Annotated in this window: 16 protein-coding genes; 5 read left to right on the top strand and 11 right to left on the bottom strand. The window is 73.6% G+C overall.

The genetic code is table 11. The annotated features are described in order from the left end of the window. Positions 1 to 29 precede the first annotated feature (29 nt). Both rsmI and ACFPM7_RS08680 read right to left on the bottom strand, forming a co-directional pair. Positions 30 to 854 (bottom strand): 16S rRNA (cytidine(1402)-2'-O)-methyltransferase, encoded by an 825-nt coding sequence (gene rsmI / locus ACFPM7_RS08685; protein ID WP_378245746.1) that lies wholly within the window; start codon positions 852 to 854, stop codon positions 30 to 32. Continuing rightward, positions 847 to 1,341, bottom strand: coding sequence for a hypothetical protein (locus ACFPM7_RS08680; RefSeq protein WP_378245744.1), 495 nt, complete (start codon positions 1,339 to 1,341; stop codon positions 847 to 849). The genes rsmI and ACFPM7_RS08680 overlap by 8 nt, the downstream gene beginning before the upstream one ends. Before the next feature lie 66 nt (positions 1,342 to 1,407). Between ACFPM7_RS08680 and ACFPM7_RS08675 the strand changes: the two genes are divergently transcribed. Beyond that, positions 1,408 to 2,970: a dolichyl-phosphate-mannose--protein mannosyltransferase gene (locus ACFPM7_RS08675; protein WP_378245742.1), complete on the top strand. Its 1,563-nt coding sequence runs from the start codon at positions 1,408 to 1,410 to the stop codon at positions 2,968 to 2,970. On the opposite strand, the gene ACFPM7_RS08670 is transcribed toward ACFPM7_RS08675, so the two are convergent. Then, positions 2,921 to 3,139 carry a hypothetical protein gene (locus ACFPM7_RS08670; protein ID WP_378245740.1) on the bottom strand — a complete coding sequence of 73 codons (219 nt, stop codon included), beginning with the start codon at positions 3,137 to 3,139 and terminating at the stop codon, positions 2,921 to 2,923. The two genes, ACFPM7_RS08675 and ACFPM7_RS08670, sit on opposite strands and share 50 nt — an antisense overlap. Before the next feature lie 86 nt (positions 3,140 to 3,225). Between ACFPM7_RS08670 and ACFPM7_RS08665 the strand changes: the two genes are divergently transcribed. Together ACFPM7_RS08665 and ACFPM7_RS08660 are read left to right on the top strand one after the other, a co-directional pair. Continuing rightward, positions 3,226 to 4,182: a GlxA family transcriptional regulator gene (locus ACFPM7_RS08665; RefSeq protein ID WP_378245738.1), complete on the top strand. Its 957-nt coding sequence runs from the start codon at positions 3,226 to 3,228 to the stop codon at positions 4,180 to 4,182. Between the two features lie 53 nt (positions 4,183 to 4,235). After that, positions 4,236 to 4,727 carry a hypothetical protein gene (locus tag ACFPM7_RS08660; RefSeq protein WP_378245736.1) on the top strand — a complete coding sequence of 164 codons (492 nt, stop codon included), beginning with the start codon at positions 4,236 to 4,238 and terminating at the stop codon, positions 4,725 to 4,727. Positions 4,728 to 4,738: 11 nt separating this feature from the next. On the opposite strand, the gene ACFPM7_RS08655 is transcribed toward ACFPM7_RS08660, so the two are convergent. After that, positions 4,739 to 6,805, bottom strand: a complete 2,067-nt coding sequence (locus ACFPM7_RS08655; protein ID WP_378245734.1) for a serine/threonine-protein kinase — start codon at positions 6,803 to 6,805, stop codon at positions 4,739 to 4,741. Between the two features lie 153 nt (positions 6,806 to 6,958). On the opposite strand from ACFPM7_RS08655, the gene ACFPM7_RS08650 reads away from it, so the two are divergent. Next, positions 6,959 to 8,839 carry a propionyl-CoA synthetase gene (locus ACFPM7_RS08650; RefSeq protein ID WP_378245732.1) on the top strand — a complete coding sequence of 627 codons (1,881 nt, stop codon included), beginning with the start codon at positions 6,959 to 6,961 and terminating at the stop codon, positions 8,837 to 8,839. A 46-nt stretch (positions 8,840 to 8,885) separates the two neighbouring features. Here the strand turns inward: ACFPM7_RS08650 and trxA are convergent, their stop codons facing one another. From trxA to adh, 3 genes are read right to left on the bottom strand one after another with little or no spacing between them, the layout of a single operon-like run. Next, a complete protein-coding gene (gene trxA, locus ACFPM7_RS08645) occupies positions 8,886 to 9,254 on the bottom strand; it encodes a thioredoxin (protein ID WP_378245730.1) in 369 nt (122 codons plus the stop codon). 53 nt (positions 9,255 to 9,307) lie between these two features. Next, positions 9,308 to 9,661 (bottom strand): DUF779 domain-containing protein, encoded by a 354-nt coding sequence (locus ACFPM7_RS08640; RefSeq protein WP_378245728.1) that lies wholly within the window; start codon positions 9,659 to 9,661, stop codon positions 9,308 to 9,310. Next, positions 9,661 to 11,184, bottom strand: coding sequence for an aldehyde dehydrogenase (adh, locus tag ACFPM7_RS08635; RefSeq protein WP_378245726.1), 1,524 nt, complete (start codon positions 11,182 to 11,184; stop codon positions 9,661 to 9,663). Before adh ends, ACFPM7_RS08640 begins: the two co-directional genes overlap by 1 nt. Positions 11,185 to 11,295: 111 nt before the next feature. On the opposite strand from adh, the gene ACFPM7_RS08630 reads away from it, so the two are divergent. Next, positions 11,296 to 12,690, top strand: coding sequence for a GAF domain-containing protein (locus ACFPM7_RS08630; protein WP_378245721.1), 1,395 nt, complete (start codon positions 11,296 to 11,298; stop codon positions 12,688 to 12,690). Here ACFPM7_RS08630 and ACFPM7_RS08625 read toward each other — a convergent pair. The 4 genes from ACFPM7_RS08625 to ACFPM7_RS08610 all read right to left on the bottom strand — a co-directional run bounded on the left by ACFPM7_RS08625 (position 12,646) and on the right by ACFPM7_RS08610 (position 17,411). Then, positions 12,646 to 13,449 (bottom strand): putative RNA methyltransferase, encoded by an 804-nt coding sequence (locus ACFPM7_RS08625; protein ID WP_378245719.1) that lies wholly within the window; start codon positions 13,447 to 13,449, stop codon positions 12,646 to 12,648. The two genes, ACFPM7_RS08630 and ACFPM7_RS08625, sit on opposite strands and share 45 nt — an antisense overlap. Beyond that, on the bottom strand, positions 13,449 to 14,786 hold the full coding sequence (locus tag ACFPM7_RS08620; protein WP_378245717.1) for a dihydrolipoyl dehydrogenase family protein: 1,338 nt from the start codon (positions 14,784 to 14,786) through the stop codon (positions 13,449 to 13,451). The genes ACFPM7_RS08625 and ACFPM7_RS08620 overlap by 1 nt, the downstream gene beginning before the upstream one ends. Positions 14,787 to 14,829: 43 nt before the next feature. After that, positions 14,830 to 16,668: a hypothetical protein gene (locus tag ACFPM7_RS08615; protein ID WP_378245715.1), complete on the bottom strand. Its 1,839-nt coding sequence runs from the start codon at positions 16,666 to 16,668 to the stop codon at positions 14,830 to 14,832. Between the two features lie 65 nt (positions 16,669 to 16,733). Continuing rightward, positions 16,734 to 17,411, bottom strand: a complete 678-nt coding sequence (locus tag ACFPM7_RS08610; RefSeq protein ID WP_378245713.1) for a lytic polysaccharide monooxygenase auxiliary activity family 9 protein — start codon at positions 17,409 to 17,411, stop codon at positions 16,734 to 16,736. Between the last annotated feature and the right edge of the window lie 46 nt (positions 17,412 to 17,457).

Genomic DNA, 17,457 nt, shown 5'->3' with positions numbered 1-17,457 from the left:
GGCAAACGGTGAACCCCGCACAACTGGTGTCAGCTGACGGCCGCGTCGTACAGGGCCTTCTTGCCGACCCCGGTCTCGGCGGCGATCGTTGCCACCGCTTCCTTGAGCCGCACGCCCGAGGCGGCCAACTCCTTGGCCCTGGCGACCAGCGCGGCGAAGTCGGGCGCGTCGGGCTCCGCGCCCGCCAGCACGACGGTGATCTCGCCCTTCACGCCCGCCTCGGCCCAGGCGGCCAGTTCGGCGAGGGTGCCGCGGCGCACCTCTTCGTAGGTCTTGGTCAGCTCCCGGCAGACCGCCGCGCGGCGGTCGCCGCCGAGCAGGTCGGCGGCGTCGGCGAGCAGCCCGGCCACCCGGTGCGGGGACTCGAAGAACACCGCGGTGCGCGGTTCGGCCTTCAGCGCCGCCAGCCACTTGCCGCGCTCACCGGGCTTGCGGGGGGCGAAGCCCTCGAAGCAGAACCGGTCGCACGGCAGCCCGGACAGCGCCAGCGCGGTGGTCACCGCCGACGGACCGGGCAGGCAGGTGATCGGCAGATCGCGGGCCACGCAGGCGGCGACGAGGCGGTAGCCGGGGTCGGACACGCTGGGCATGCCCGCGTCGGTCACCAGCAGCACGGTCCTGCCGTCCTCGATCGCCTCGACGAGCCCGTCCACGCGCTGGGCCTCGACGGCGTCGTAGAAGCTGACGTAGCGGCCTGCGGGCGCGACCTGCAGCGCCGCGGCCAGCGTGCCCGTGCGGCGGGTGTCCTCGGCGGCGATCAGGTCGGCGGTGGCCAGGGCGTCGCGCAGCCGGGGCGAGGCGTCGGCGGCGTTGCCGAGCGGGGTGCCCGCCAGCACCAGGCGGCCCTCAGCCACGGGTGGCCCGCTTGACCGCGTCGTGGATCTCGGTGGACTTCCAGTCGGTGACGAAGTCGGCGACGACGACCATCCGGTCCGCGCCGTTGCGGCGCATGCGGTCGAGCACCCGCTCGGCCACCGGCTTGTCCTGGTCGGCCGGGGACAGCTGGCCCTTGCTGAACACCAGCTCGTCGCGGCGCAGCAGCCCGGTCTGGCGGACTTCCTCGAAGTCGCTCCAGCGCAGCAGGGTCCGCACCCGGTCGCGGACGACGACGATGCCCTCGGGCACCAGGGTCAGCGAGCGGGAGCGCACCGAGCCCGCGGTGACGCCGGTCAGCAGCAGCACCACGGCCATCGAGGCGAACACGGCGCTGTTCGGTTCCCACCTGCCGGTCACCGAATCGATCACCCAGTGCACCCCGAGCACGGCGAGCCCGCCGGCAACGCCCGTGGTCAGGCCGTAGATCAGGGTGAAGGCCGGGGTCGGCCGGAAGGTAGTCGCCACAGCGGGCCAGGGTACGCGCGCGGTCGGAACACCGATCGCACACCGGGAGCCCTACCATCTCCCCTCGTGAGCGTCCTGGTGGCCGATGAGTCGGCTGAGCGGGCGGCGGCTCCCGAGCCGCGCGGGCCCGACGCGCTGGAGCGGGCCCGGCTGCGGGTGACCGGGCGGCCCATGCCCATCGACAGGGCGCGGGCCTGGCTGGTGACCGCGGTCATCGGGATCATCGGCGGCATCGTCCGGTTCCAGAACCTGGGCTTCCCGGACGACAAGGGCACGCCCGTCTTCGACGAGAAGCACTACGTGCCGCAGGCGTGGGAGTGGCTGCGCAACGGCGGCTTCGAGAACAACGCGGGCTACCGGCTCACCGTGCACCCGCCGCTGGGCAAGTCGCTGATCTCGGTCGGCGAGTGGCTCTTCGGCTACAACGGCTGGGGCTGGCGGTTCACTGCGGCGCTCGCGGGCGCGCTCATGATCGTCCTGGTCGTGCGGATCGCGCGCAGGCTGACCCGCTCGACGCTGCTCGGCGCGATCGCGGGCGTGCTGCTGATCGCCGACGGCATGTCCCACCTGCAGTCGCGGATGGGCATGCTCGACATCTTCCTGGCCTTCTTCGTGCTGGCCGCGTTCGGCTGCGTGCTCGTCGACCGGGACCAAGTGCGGTCGAGACTGGCCACGGCGCTCAGCGAGGGCTGGGTGGCCGAGTCGCGGTTCGGCCCGCGCCTGGGCGTGCGCTGGTGGCGGCTGGGGGCGGGCGTCATGCTCGGCCTGGCCTGCGGCGTGAAGTGGTCGGGCCTGTACTGGATCGCCGCGTTCGGCCTGCTGACCGTGCTCTTCGACGCGACGGCGCGGCGCGCGGCCGGGGTGCGCAGCCCGTGGCTGGGCTCGCTGGTGCGCGACACGCTGCCCGGCATCGCGGCGCTGGTCGTGGTGGCGATGGGCGTCTACCTGGCCACCTGGTGGGGGTGGTTCGGCGGGGAGACCTCGCTGGACCGCTACCTGGTGCCCGCGGACGGGCCGGGGGTCTTCTCGGCGGTCAAGGCGGCCTTCGGGTCGCTGCTGAGCTACCACGAGAGCGTCCTGACCTTCCACAGCGAGCTGGTGACCAAGCCGGGTGAGGCGCACCCGTGGGAGTCCAAGCCGTGGACGTGGCCGATGGGCCTGCGGCCGATGCTCTACTACTACGAGGGCTCCACCACCGGCTGCGGTGAGCTGACCTGTGTGTCGGCGACGATGCTGATCGGCACCCCGGCGCTGTGGTGGCTGGCGCTGCCGATGATCGCCTTCAGCGCCTGGCGGATGTTCGCCCGCCTGGACTGGCGCTACGCCGCGGTGATGGTCGGCTACATGGCGGGCCTGCTGCCGTGGTTCATCAACATCGACCGGCAGATGTACTACTTCTACGCCACGCCGATGGCGCCGTTCCTGGTCCTGGGGATCACCCTGGCGCTCGGGCACGTGCTCGGGTCGAGCAGGGCGGGCCCCGAGCGCCGGGGCACCGGCCTGCTCGCCGTCGCGCTGTACATCGGGCTGGTCGTGGCGAACTTCATCTGGCTGTGGCCGATCCTCAACGGCGACTCGATCACCGAGGCCCGGTGGCAAGCCGAGCTGTGGTTGCCCTCCTGGCGCTGAGGCCCCGGTGGCGGGTCAGCGGCCTGGCGGTGGCCAGTTCGGCGCGGGTGCGAGCCCAGTCGCGGTCGTCGGCGTCGGTCGAGCCCGCCAGGCGCGAGCCGGGCCGCGGGTGGTGGTTGCGGTCGAGGAGGACGGTCAGGACCAGGGCGAGTGCTACGAGCATCAACATGGCACTAAGTTTGCGCTGAACTAAATCCTGCCACGAGTGGCAGATGTGCCCTTGTGGCACAAAATCCTGCCAGCTACCGTGGCGGCATGCTCTCCACCGTCGCCGCCCTGGTCATCGACCACGTCGCGCCCTTCGAGTTCGGCGTGGTCAGCGAGGTCTTCGGCATCGACCGCTCCGACGAGGGCGTGCCACCGTTCGAGTTCCGGGTGTGCGGTCCGGTGGCGGGCGAGCCCATCTCGACCACGGTCGGCATGAAGCTCATCCCCGAGCACGGCCTCGACGGGCTCGCGGGCGCCGACCTCGTGGCGATCCCGGCCTGCGCCATCCGCGAGGAGTACCCGCCGGAGGTCCTCGCCGCCCTGCGCGCGGCCCACGAGGCGGGCGCGACGCTGCTGTCGGTGTGCAGCGGGGCGTTCGTGCTGGGCGCGGCGGGCCTGCTCGACGGGCGGCCCTGCACCACGCACTGGCACCACGCCGACGCCTTCGCCGAGCGCTTCCCGTCGGCCCTGCTCGACCCGGACGTGCTGTTCGTCGACGACGGCTCGGTCGTCACCAGCGCCGGGACGGCCGCAGGCATCGACGCCGCCCTGCACCTGGTGCGCCGCGAGCTGGGCTCGGCGGTGGCCGTGGCCATCGCCCGGCGCATGGTCGTCGCCCCGCAGCGCGACGGCGGGCAGCGCCAGTTCGTGGACCTGCCGGTGCCCGAGTGCAAGGCCGACAGCCTCACCCCGGTGCTCACCTGGATGCTGGAGAACCTCGCCGACGAGCACACCGTCGGCGCGCTCGCCAAGCGGGCGGCCATGTCCGAACGCACCTTCGCCCGCCGATTCGCCGCCGAGACCGGCACCACCCCGCACCGCTGGCTGTCCACCCAGCGCGTCCTGCACGCCAGGACCCTGCTGGAGGAGACGCACCTGTCGGTGGACGAGGTCGCCCGCCGCTGCGGCTTCTCCACCGGCGCGCTGCTGCGCCACCACTTCCAGAAGCTGGTCGGCGTCGCCCCCGCCGACTACCGGCGCACCTTCGCGGGCCGCCCGGCCTGAACCGGAAACCGCCTCGACCTGAGAATCCCCGCCGGACCTGCCAGACTCCCGCTGTGCCAAGGATCACCGACGAAACGCACGGCACCGTCGTGGTGACCACCACCGACACGCGCGTGCTCGCCGCCGTCGCCGGCTCCGCCGCCGAGATCAGCAGGCGCGGCGACGAGGTCAGCCCGGACGTGCCCATCGGCACCCGCGACCCCGAGCGGCTGACGCTGGTCGTCGACGGCGCGCGGGCCCGCATCGCCCCTGGCGCGGGACGGCTCAGCAGGCGCTCGTTCCGCGTCGAGGCCTGGGTGGACGAGGTGCGCTACACGCTGCGCCCGGAGGACGACGGCAGCGCCCTGAGCGTCGACGGCGCCGAGCGCGCCTTCTTCCCCGGCGTGGACATCCCGGCCGTCTGGCTGCCCGGCTCGACCCCGCGCGACGCCGCCGTCGGCTACGCCCTGGCCGCCGCCTTCGGCGTCCGGGCGCGCAGCGTCTACGACGCGGTGTTCTCCGTGGCGCGCGACCCGGTGGTCGGCAGCCAGCGCAACCTGCCCTAGCGCTCCAGGTCTCAGCGCATGGGCCGGGTGCGGTCGGCGCCCTCGATGTCCTCGCGGCGCACGATCTGGGTGACCGGGCCGGTCTCGGTGTGGCCCTCGCGGGAGAGCCAGTCGCTGAGCTGCTTGCTGACCGCCTGCAGGGTCGGCCTGCGGCGCGGGTCGTTGTCCAGCGCGGCGGTGAGCAGGCGCAGGTGGGCGCTGTTCTTGGGCAGCTCGCTGGTCACCTCGCCCTTGGCCGCGGCCATCAGGGCGGCCATCGCGTTCTCGCGGGAGCCGCGCGGGGGCTTGCCGGTGAGGGCGTAGCTGACCGTCGCCGCCAGCTGCCAGGCGTCGGAGGCGGGGGTGGCGTTGGCGCCCGCGGCCGTCTCCGAGGCGAGGAAGTCCGGGGTGCCGACCATCATGCCGGTCGCGGTCAGCGTCGAGTCGCCCTTGGAGCGCGCGATGCCGAAGTCGATCAGGTGGGCGTTGCCGTCCGGGTCGAGGATGATGTTGGAGGGCTTCACGTCGCGGTGCAGCACGCCCTTGGCGTGGGCTGCGGCGAGCGCGCCCGCCATGGTGATCCACAGCCGGGCCGCGGCGACGTCGTCCAGCGCGCCGCCGCCGGTGACCCGGTCGGCCAGCGGCTGGCCCTCGATGTACTCCATGACCAGGCCGAGGCCCTCGGGCTCGGAGACGATGTCGTAGACGCGCACGCAGTTCGGGTGGTGCACGGCGGCCAGCGCGCGGGCCTCGCGCAGCATCCGCTCCTCGGTCTCGGCGTCGGGCGCGTGCGCCATCTTCACCGCGACCGTGCGGTCGAGCTGGGTGTCCACGGCCAGCCACACGGTGCCGAACCCGCCGCGGCCCAGCGCGCGCACCTTGCGGAAGCGGCTGCCGGAGGGGCGGATCGGCGGCGCGGGGGCGGCGGCGCCGCGCGGGGTGAACGGCAGCGGGCCGGGGTCGGCGGCCAGCATCTCCGGCTCGCCGTGCAGGGTCGGCGGGTGCGCCGGGCGCGCGGGCTGCTCGGTGGGCGGGCGGTAGGCCCCGTCGGGCTTGTAGGCGGGCAGCGGCGCGGGCGGCTGGTAGGTCGGGGGCTGGTAGGGCGGCGGCTGCTGCTGGCCGGAGAGCAGCGGGGCCTGCTGGCCCGAGAGCAGCGGCTGGCCCGGTTGGCCCGCCACCGCGGTCGGCGGGTTCTGCGTCTGGTGAGCGGGCGGCTGCTGCGCCTGGTGGGAGGACGGCTGCTGGCCGAGCTTGGCCTGCTGGATCGCCAGCTGGTTGTCGACCCTGGTGGCCATCGGCGGGGCGGCCGGGCCTGCGGGGCGGATCTGCTGGGGCGCGGGCCGGTGCGGCTCGGGCGGCGGCGGGACGGGGTCCGGGCGCGCCGGCTCGGGCTTCTGGTGGCTGCGCTCGACCACGGCCCAGCTCGGCGGGCCGATGACCAGCACCGGGATCAGGCCGAGCACGACCATCGGCAGGAATCCCGCCCACAGGTGCGCGGCGGTGTTGGCCTCGACCGGCAGGGTCAGCAGCGCCATCAGCAGGAACGGGCCCCACAGCAGCCTGCCCGGCCACTTCGGGCCGCGGCGCAGCGCGAGCCTGCCCTGCATCAGCACGAAGAGCAGGCACAGGCCGGGCACGATGACCAGCATCAGCAGCCGCAGCAGGTACATCGGCGTGCTCTCGAAGGGGTGGAACAGCACCTCGTAGGCGTTGGCGCGGCCGCCCAGGTACTCGGCCTGGTTGTCCACCCAGCAGGAGCCGGTGCCGAAGGTGGCCAGCTCGGCCTTGCTCAGCGGCACGGTCTCCTTGGCGAACACCCGCACGTAGACGCTGCCGACGCCGTTGAACAGCAGCCACGGCAGCAGGAACGCGAACACGCCGCCGATCGCGGCGAACGCGGTGATCGTGGCGGCGTTGTACCGGCTGCCGGTGAACTTGCGCACGACGGCGATGAGGATCGCTCCGAGCGTGGGCAGCAAGCCGATCAGGGCCCCTGCCGTGCTCGTTGCCCACACCCAGTCACCGGGGCAGATCCCCGGGCCGAAGATGCGGTGCGCGAACGACAGCAGCGAAGCGGCCATGTCGAGCACTGCGTCCACTGCTCCTCTCTGTTCCGCCGGATGTTGCCGACCAGCCTAATGCCGATCAGACAGCGACCGGCCCTCATCCAGTGGGACGTTTCGGACCGGCCGGGGTTGCCGGGCGGTGGCAAGGTAGCGGCTAACGGTCAGCACACCGCGATGGAGGTGGCCATGGGCCCCTGGGCAGAAGCGCACCGGCGCGGCACCGACGATCCGGAGGGCTTCTGGCTCGACGCCGCCGCGGCCGTCGACTGGACGCGCGAGCCCACCCGCGCGCTGGACGACTCCGCCGCGCCGCTCTACCGCTGGTTCCCCGACGGCGAACTGAACACCTGCCACAACGCCCTCGACCGGCACCTGGCCACCCGCGCCGAGCAGCCCGCCCTGGTCTACGACTCCCCCGTCACCGGCACCAAGCGCACCTACACCTACGCGGAGCTGACCGACCGCGTCGCCCGCTTCGCCGGGGTGCTGCGCGGGCTCGGCGTCGGCGCGGGCGACCGGGTGATCGTCTACCTGCCCATGGTGCCGGAGGCGGCGATCGCGATGCTGGCCTGCGCGCGGCTGGGCGCGGTGCACTCGGTGGTCTTCGGCGGGTTCGCCCCGCGCGAGCTGGCCTCGCGCATCGATGACGCCGCCCCGAAGGCGGTCGTGGCGGCCACCGGCGGCATCGAGCCCGCGCGCGTGGTGGCCTACCGGCCGATCCTGGCCGAGGCGCTGCGGCTGAGCACGCACCGGCCCGAGCACGTGGTGGTGCTGCGCCGCCCGGAGGTCCCCGACGACGAGCCGCTGCCCGGCGAGGTCGACTGGGCCGATGCGGAGGCCGCCGCCGAGCCGGTCGGCTGCGTGCCGGTGAAGGCGACCGACCCGCTGTACGTGCTCTACACCTCGGGCACCACGGGCAGGCCCAAGGGCGTGGTCCGCGACAACGGCGGGCACGCGGTGGCGCTGGCCTGGTCGATGCCCAACATCTACGACATCCACCCCGGCGAGGTGTTCTGGGCGGCCTCCGACGTCGGGTGGGTGGTCGGCCACTCCTACATCGTCTACGCGCCGCTGCTCGTCGGCGCGACGACGGTGCTCTACGAGGGCAAGCCGGTCGGCACGCCGGACGCGGGCGCGTTCTGGCGGGTCATCGCCGAGAGCGGCGCGAAGGCGCTGTTCACCGCGCCGACGGCGTTCCGCGCGATCAAGCGCGCCGACCCGGAAGCCGCGGAGCTGGCCAAGTACGACCTGTCGCGGTTCTCCACGCTGTTCCTGGCGGGCGAGCGGCTGGACCCGGAGACCTACCACTGGGCCTCGGAGAAGCTGGGCGTGCCGGTCATCGACCACTGGTGGCAGACGGAGACGGGCTGGCCGGTGTGCGCGAACCTGCGCGGCCTGGAGCCGATGCCCGTCAAGCCGGGCAGCCCGACGGTGCCGGTGCCCGGCTTCGACGTGCGGGTGCTGGGCCCGGACGGCTCGCCGGTGCCCGCCGGGACCGAGGGCGCGATCGCCATCGCGCTGCCGCTGCCGCCGGGCACGCTGCCCACGCTCTGGGGCGACGACCAGCGCTACATCGACTCCTACCTGACGGAGTTCCCCGGCTACTACCTCACCGGCGACGGCGGCCACTTCGACGCTGATGGCTACCTCTACGTCATGGGCCGCACCGACGACGTGATCAACGTGGCGGGCCACCGGCTCTCCACCGGGGCGATGGAGGCGGTGCTGGCCGCGCACCCGGCCGTCGCCGAGTGCGCGGTGATCGGCGTCCGGGACTCGCTGAAGGGCCAGCTGCCGCGCGGTTTCGTGGTGCTCAAGGCGGGCGCGTCGGTGGACCCCGGGGCGCTGCGCGATGAGCTGGTGGCCTCGGTGCGCGCCGAGATCGGCCCGGTGGCCGCCTTCCGTGAGGTGTCCATCGTGGACGGTCTGCCGAAGACGCGCAGCGGCAAGATCCTGCGCCGGACCATGCGCGGCATCGCCGACGGCCGCGACGAGCCGGTGCCCTCCACGATCGAGGACACCGCCGTGCTGGAGGCGCTGCGGCCCATCCTGCGCGGCCAGGAGTAGCGAAAGGGCCGCCCGGTCATCCCGGGCGGCCCTCTCACCACGTCTCCTACTGCTGCTGCTCAGCCTCGGCGATCTTGGCCCGAACCTCGCTCATGTCGACGGCCTTGACCTGGGTGATCAGGTCCTCCAGCGCGGCGGCGGGCAGCGCGCCGGGCTGGGCGTAGAGCACCACGCCCTCGCGCACGGCCATCACCGTCGGGATGGACGAGATGCCGAACGCCTGGGCCAGCGCCTGCTGGGCCTCGGTGTCGACCTTGCCGAAGACGACGTCGTCGTGTTTGTCCGACGCGGCGTCGTAGACCGGGGCGAACTGGCGGCACGGTCCGCACCAACTCGCCCAGAAGTCGACAAGGACGGTCTGGCCACCACCCACGACCTCGTCGAAGTTCTCGGTGGTCAGCTCGACGGTTGCCACATGGCCTCCCTGGGTTCGGCTGTCACCTAGACTAACCATCCGGGGCTGTTTGGCTATTCCCCGTCTTGCGGGGTCAGCAAACGCGAGCGGAGGAGGAACCGCACGCCCTCGGGGGCCTCCAGCGAGAAACCCGCGCCCCGACCAGGGACGACGTCGATGGTCAGGTGGGTGTGGCGCCAGTACTGGAACTGCGCGGCCGACATCCACACCGGCACCGGCTCGATGCCCTCGACGGCCAGGTCGCCCAGGTGCACGTCCGAGCCGCCGGTGCGGAACTCCCCCGCCGGGTAGCACATGGGAGCGCTGCCGTCGCAGCAGCCGCCGGACTGGTGGAACATCAGCGGGCCGTGGTCGGCCCGCAGGCGGCGGAGCAGCTCCGCCGCCGCCTCGGTGGCCGCCACCCGCATCAGAAGAACCCGAGGGCCTTGTCGGAGTAGCTGACCAGCAGGTTCTTCGTCTGCTGGTAGTGCTCCAGCATCATCCGGTGGTTCTCCCGGCCGATGCCGGACTGCTTGTAGCCGCCGAAGGCCGCGTGCGCCGGGTAGGCGTGGTAGTTGTTCACCCAGACCCGGCCGGCCTGGATCTCCCGGCCCGCCCGGTGCGCGGTGGAGCCGTCGCGGGTCCAGACGCCCGCGCCGAGGCCGTAGAGGGTGTCGTTGGCGGTCTTCATCGCGTCGGCGTAGTCGTCGAAGCGGGCCACGGAGACGACCGGGCCGAAGATCTCCTCCTGGAAGATCCGCATCTTGTTGTCGCCCTCGAACACCGTGGGCTCGACGTAGAAGCCGCCCGACAGCTCGCCGCCGAGGTCGGAGCGCGAGCCGCCGGTGAGCACCCGTGCGCCTTCCTGCTTGCCGATGTCGATGTAGGAGAGGATCTTCTCCAGCTGGTCGTTGCTGGCCTGCGCGCCGATCATCGTGTCGGTGTCGAGCGGGTGGCCCTGCTTGATCGCCTGGGTGCGGGCGACCGCGTCGCCGAGGAAGTCGTCGTAGATGCTGGACTGGATCAGCGCGCGCGACGGGCAGGTGCAGACCTCGCCCTGGTTGAGGGCGAACATCGTGAAGCCTTCGAGGGCCTTGTCGTAGAAGTCGTCACGCCGGCTGGCGACGTCGGCGAAGAAGATGTTGGGGCTCTTGCCGCCCAGCTCCAGGGTCACCGGGATCAGGTTCTCGCTGGCGTACTGCATGATCAGGCGGCCGGTGGTGGTCTCGCCGGTGAAGGCGATCTTGCGGATGCGCGGGCTGGAGGCCAGCGGCTTGCCCGCCTCCACGCCGAAGCCGTTGACCACGTTGAGCACGCCGGGCGGGATGAGGTCGCCGATGAGGCTCATCAGCACGTGGATCGACGCCGGGGTCTGCTCGGCGGGCTTGAGCACCACCGCGTTGCCCGCCGCCAGCGCGGGGGCGAGCTTCCACACGGCCATGAGCAGCGGGAAGTTCCACGGGATGATCTGGCCGACGACGCCGAGGGGCTCGTGGAAGTGGTAGGCGACGGTGTCGGCGTCGATCTCGGAGATGCCGCCCTCCTGGGCGCGCAGGGCGCCCGCGAAGTAGCGGAAGTGGTCCACGGCCAGCGGCAGGTCGGCGTTGAGGGTCTCCCGCACGGCCTTGCCGTTGTCCCAGGTCTCGGCCACGGCGAGGGCTTCGAGGTTCTGCTCGATGCGGTCGGCGATCTTGTTGAGGACGTTGGCCCGCTCGGCGACCGAGGTGCGGCCCCACGCGCCTGCCGCGCCGTGCGCGGCGTCCAGGGCGGCCTCGACGTCCTCGGCGGTGCCGCGGGCGATCTCGGTGAAGGTCTCGCCGGTCACCGGGGTCGGGTTCTCGAAGTAGCCGCCCCTGGCCGGGGCGACGTACTCGCCGCCGATGTAGTGGTCGTAGCGCGGCTCGAAGCCGACCACGCTGCCGTCAGCGCCCGGGGCTGCGTACTTCGCCATCATTGGCCTCCCGATGAGGTGTGGGTCACAGCCGACGCTAGGGAGGCGGAGGTTGCAGCGGCGTTGCAACGGTTGCCGCGGCGGTGCGCGCGGGCGCATCATCGGGGTCGGATGACCGACACCGCGCTGGCCCGCGCGCACGACGCGGCACTCAGCGGCGACGCCCCCACCGCGCCGCCGCGGCCGGTCGTGTCCGAGTCGTGGCGGCGCAGCCTGGCCGTGGGCGTGGACCCGGAGGCCGACGTCGCGCCCACCGTGTACGCCGAGGGCGACGTGGCCGCCGTGCGCGCCGAGCACCCGCTGGCCGAGGTGCTGCCGGTGCTGCGCTCGACGCTGGTCAGCAGCGCCGACGAGGCGATGCACCTGATGATCGTCACCGACGTCGAGGGCTGCATCCTCTGGCGCGAGGGCTCGACCGACGTGCGGCTGCGCGCCGACCGGGCGGGCCTGGCCGAGGGCACGCGGTGGAGCGAGGACGCGATCGGCACCAACGCGATGGGCACGACGCTGGCCCTGGACCGCCCGGTGAGCATCCACTCCGCCGAGCACCTGGTGCGCGCCTACCACGACTGGACCTGCTCGGCGGCGCCCGTGCACGACCCGGAGACCGGCGCGCTGATCGGCTCGATCGACATCACCGGGCCGACGTCCTCGCGCCACCCCTCGACGCTGGCGCTGGTCACCGCCGCCGCGCAGCTCGCCGAGAACGCGCTGCGCCAGCGCATGGCCGCCCAGGACACCGCCCTGCGCGACCGCTACCTGCCGCGCCTGCTCGGCGGCGGCGCGCTGCTGAGCCCGTCGGGGCGGGTGCTGGCGTCGGTGGGCATGAGCCTGCCCGCCAGGGTGGACCTGCCGTCCATCCCGGACGGTCTGCTGGAGCCGCTGGGCACCGGCTTCCTGCTGCGGCCGGGCGGTGCGGGCCGGGTGGTGCTGGACTTCCTCGGCGCGGTGCGGCCGGTGGCCGTGGTCGACGGCCGGGTGTGCCCGCTGAGCCCCCGCCACGCCGACATCCTCGCCGTGCTGGCCCTGCACCCGCGCGGGCGCACCGCCGAGCAGCTGGCGCTGGACGTGCACGGCGAGCGCGGCAACGCGGTGACAGCGCGCGCCGAGGTCCACCGGCTGCGCGCCGCGCTCGGCGAGGACGTGGTCCGCACCCGCCCGTACCGCCTGGCCACCGACGTCGCCGCGGACTTCCTGGCCGTGCCCGGCCTGCTGCGCGCGGGCAGGCTCGCCGACGCCGCGTCGGCGGGGCCGCTGCTGCCGCTCTCGGAGGCGCCCGCGGTGCGCGAGCACCGGCTGGCCCTGCAGGGCATGGTGCGCCGCGCGGTGATCGACCGCGGCGGGCCGGACGACCTCTGGGCGCTGGCCGAGGCCACCGGCGACGTCGAGGCCTGGGAGCTGGTGAGCGGCCTGCTCCCGTGGGACGACCCGCGCCTGCCGATCGCCCGCGCCCGGGTCGACCTAGCGCGGCCGGTACGCGGTCACGGTCACCGACGCGGTCACTGACACCCGCGCGGGCAGCCCGGCGACGCGCGCCGAGCGGTCGCCGTGGAAGGCGTTGGGCCCCATGCCGACCAGTGCGCGCACCGCGTCGTGGTCCAGGCGCATGGGGAAGGCGACGGGCAGCCGCTTCGCGACGGTGAAGTGCTCGGCCATGCGGGCGTCGACCTTGTCCTGCTTGCCCTCCTCGACGGCCATGAGGTCCAGTGTGGACACCAGCTCGCCGAGGTGGTCGGCGGCCGGGGCGACCAGCAGCAGCACGCCGTCCTCGCGCAGCACGCGGCGCAGCTCGGCCGGGACGCGCGGGGCGAAGACGTTGAGCACCACGCCCGCGACGCCCGTGCGCACGGGCAGCGGCTGCCAGAGGTCGCAGGCGACCGCGCCGATCGCCGGGTGCGCCTTGGCCGCCTTGCGCAGCGCGGGTTTGGAGGAGTCCAGCGCGAGACCGACCCCGTCCACGCACTCCAGCAGGTGGGCCAGGTAGTGCCCGGTGCCCGCGCCCGCGTCGAGCACCGGACCGGGACCGGCGAGGCTGGCCAGGGCGTCGGCGATCGGCGCGTAGTGCCCGGCGTCGAGGAACGCCGCGCGGGCCGCCACCATCTCGGCGGTGTCGCCCGCGGCGGGCTTGCCGCGCACCAGCGTCACCACGCCCTGCTTGGCGATGTCGAAGCTGTGCCCGCCGGCGCAGCGCAGCACGGAATCGCCCTGCTCCAGGGGGTTGGCGCAGTTCGGGCAGGCCAGCAGCGGCAGGACGTGGGCGAGCACTAGCCGAGGTCGTCCAGCGCGGCGGAGATGGCGCGGTGGAACGTCGGGTAGGCGAAGATCATCCGGCGCAGCGACGACACCGGCACCCGGCCGTGCACGGCGACGGCCAGCGCGCCCAGCACCTCGCCGCCCGCGGGCCCGGCCGAGGTCGCGCCGACGAGCACGTCCCCGTCGGCCACCAGCTTGATGAACCCCTCGTTGCCCGTCTTGTGGATCCACCCCCGCGAGGACGACGGGATCGGCGTCGACCCGGTGCGCACGGACCGGCCCTGCGCCCGCGCCTGCTCCTCGGTCAGGCCGACCGCGCCGACCTCGGGGTCGGTGAAGGTGACCCGGGGGACGGCGCGGTAGTCGGCCTCCAGCGGCTCGCCGAGCAGGTCGGCGACGGCGATGTCGGCCTGGTACATGGACATGTGGGTGAAGGCGCCCTCGCCGGTGACGTCGCCGATGGCCCACAGCCCGTCGGCGGCGCGCATGCGGGCGTCGACGGCGATCCCGCGCGCGGACTCGTCCAGGCCGTAGGCACCCACGCCGAGCGCGGCCAGGTCGGTGGTGCGGCCCGCGGCGATGAGCAGCCGCTCGGCACGGACGTCCCCACCGTTGATGGTGACCGTGAACGCCTCGCCGTCGTGGGCGACGCGCTCGACCTTGGCACCGGTGCGCACGTCGATGCCCTCGGCGGCGAAGCGCTCGGCGATCAGCCCGCCGGCCTCCGGCTCGTCCCTGGGCAGCAGGCGTTCGCCGGACTGCACGAGGGTGACCCGGCTGCCGAAGCGGGCGAACACCTGCGCGAACTCGCAGCCGACCGGTCCACCGCCGACGACCACCAGCTCGGCGGGCGCGACCGTGGCCTTCACGGCGTCGCGGTTGGTCCAGAACGGGGTGCCCGCGAGGCCCGCGACCGGCGGCACGGCCGGGTCGGTGCCCGGGTTGAGCACGATCCGGTCGGCCTCGATGACCGTGCCGCCGACGTCGAGCACGCCGCGTCCGGTGATCCTGGCCCGCCCGCGCACGAACTCCACACCCGCGCTGGTCAGCCGTTCGACGGCGACGGTGTCGTCCCAGTCGTCGGTGGCCTCGTCGCGGATGCGGGCGGCGACCGGCGAGAAGTCGGCGCGCACCTCGGCGGTGCCCGCCAGCTCGCCGACCCGGCGGGCCTCGGCGAGCGCGTCGGCCGCCCGGATCATCATCTTGGTGGGCACGCAGGCGTAGTAGGGGCATTCGCCCCCGACCAGCCGCGCTTCCACCGCGGCCACCCGCAGCCCGGCCCCGGCCAACCGCGTGGCCACGACCTCCCCGCCCGGCCCCATGCCGACCACCGCGACGTCCACGCGCACCGGCGCCTCCTCTCGACGCCCCAACTCTGCCACCCCGACCGGGTCAGCCGCGCGCCGCCGCGACCACCTCGCCGTCCGGGTGACCGTCGGCGATCACCGCCAGCAGCTCCGCGCGGTCCGGATGCGCACCCGTCGCGAGAGTCCGCACGATCGCGATCTGCTCGTCGACGGGCCGCGTGGTCAGCTCGGTGATGAGTGCGTCGTCATCGGAGAGGACGGCGAGGTGCTCGCCGAGCGCAAGCGCCATCTCGGACTCGGCGACCGACTCCGACGCCAGCTCGCCACCGCGCAGAAGCCACTCCGCGGCCATGGCGCCCGGAAGGCCGCCCTCGGCGCGCAACCGCCGCGCCTGGTGCACGCCAGCGGCGGCGGTTCCCCCCAGCGCGCTCCACGCCAGCATCCGATGCGCGCGCGATCGACCGTGCGCGCAGACCTCGGCCAGCTCGGCCGCCGCCTCGGCGGTCTCCCGCTCCGCCAGCCAGGCCGCCACGGCCGCCTCCACGACTTCGGGAGCCGCCTCGCGCACCACATCGCACAGCGACTCCCACGGCTGGTCCGCGAGGTCACCCGCCAGCGGGACGACAAAGCCCGCCTCGGCCAGCACCTCACGCGCCGCCCAGAGCCCGAGCGGGGTGAGGCGGGCGAAGGTCATGTCGGGGTCGGGCCTGCCGGACAGCTCCGCCAACCGGTCCCGGTCGTGCTCGTCGTCGGACGCGGTCAGCTCGATCGCGCCAGCCGCCGCGAGCGCGGCCAGCACGCCGGCGAGTTCCTCACGCCACAGCACCTCGCGGAAGCCGAAGACGGTCGCGTCGATGTCGTAGCCGTAGATGTCGGAGACGGTCTCGGCGGTGATCTCGGCGAGCAGCTCCACCGGCACCTTCCCGCCCGCGGCCGGGTACAGGCTCAGCCAGAGCTGGGAGACGACCTCGGGCAGGACCGGCCCGAGGACCGGGGCGCCGGCGTCGCGGCTCTCGGGCAGGCAGCCGGCGGGGCCCACCTCACCGAAGGCCAGGCACGCCCGCCGCCACAGCGGCATGGGCCGCTCCAGCACGCCGACCGCGCTCTTCACGGGCACCAGGCTGCCCTTGACCGTGCGCACCAACCGGGCCGCGCGCGCCCACGCCACCCACAGCGACACGCCCGGCAGCTGCGCGCTGCTGCGCGCCGACTCGGCGCGGTCGGCGTCCACGCCGAGCAGCGCGGCCAGCTCCCGGCCGTCGCCCACGCGCAGCTGGTTGGCGGCGGTCAGCGCGCGGCCCGTGCCCAGCCACTCAAGCAGCGTCCGGAACCGGACGACCAGGGCGCTGCTCCGCGCCAGGTCGGCCAGGTCGGATTCGGCGAGCAGGGCCACCGGCGGCAGCGGCGGCGGCGCGCTCCTCTCGGCCTGGCGGCGCATGATCTCGGCCAGCACCTCGCCGTCGTACTCGATCTCGCCCCTGTTCACCGCCGCGGTGAACGTCTCCACGGCGGCCGCGTCGTCGGCGTCGACGCCGTGTTCCTCCATCCGGGACACCCAGAACTTCGCGAGTCCGAAGTTGCGCTCGTCGGCCATCCGCTCGGCGAACGCCTCGGCGTGCCGGTCGATCGCGGCCAGCACGGCGGCGGGCTCCCGCACCGCCGCCTCGTCGGCGAGGAAGCCGACCCAGCGGCGCAGCGCGTCCAGCGCGCCGGGCAGCTCGGAACGGTCCAGGGTGACCTGGCGGGGAAACCACGCGGTCAGCAGCACTTCGACGTCATCCGGGCTCAGCGCGGCGGGATCGCCTCGCTCGGCGAGGCGCCAGTCGAGGACGGCGTCGGCGACGAACAGGTCGATGTCGGTCGCCGCCCCTTCCTCGAACCGGGCGAGCAGGATCTCAGCGCGGTGCTCCGCCGTGGTGCTCATGGCCTCATGGTTCCGCACCGGTGGCGAACCCCGGCCCCGGGCAGCGGGACCGGGGCCGGGCCGGGTCAGGAGGGCTGGATGGCGGAGTTGACCCGCAGCGTCTGCGTGAAGTTCACGTCGCTGCAGAGGTAGTACGCCTGGTCGGAGTGGCTGGCCTGCCAGATGGTGAAGACGACGTGGCGACCGGTGCGGCTGCCCGCGTTGACGTCCACGGCGTAGTTGTTGGACGGCGCGTACCGCCCGGTCGTGGCGACCCGCTCGATGTCGCTCCAGCGCAGCCGCTGGGTGAGCGGGTTGAAGCCCTGCTTGGTGACGTACACGTGCAGGTAGTCGGCGCCGTGGCTGGCCTGGTCGTAGATGTTGAGCCGGAAGCGCTGCGGCTTGGTCGTGGCCCGCCAGTTGCCCGGCGTGTCCATCGACCGGTAGCGCCCGCCCTCGGTCTGCCCGCCGCTGCACAGCGTGCCGTCCGGCACGGCCCGCTGATGGTTGCCCCCGACACCGTCGCGGTACAGCCCGTTCCAGTTCCACATGGCATTGGTGTTGTCCTGCCACGCCTGCCAGCACATGGGGTCCTGGGTGGCCATGGCCGGGTTCTGGAAGTCGCTTCCCCAGCGCTGCCAGCACCCGTAGTTCCGCGACACCGGGTCGCTGGTCGACCCGTGCGCCTGCGCCGCGCTCGGGAACGCGACGAACAGCCCCACGACCACCGACGCCAGTGCGAACAAGCTCCTCTTGCGCGCCACATCGCCTCCACGTTGAGGAATCACCTGATGTTTGGGAGCGCTCTCA

Origin of the sequence: Actinokineospora guangxiensis (assembly GCF_042657845.1) — a bacterium.
Classification (GTDB): Bacteria; Actinomycetota; Actinomycetes; order Mycobacteriales; family Pseudonocardiaceae; genus Actinokineospora; species Actinokineospora guangxiensis.
The sequence above is the reverse complement of the archived record's forward strand: the minus strand, read 5'-3'. Positions and strand labels throughout refer to the sequence as shown.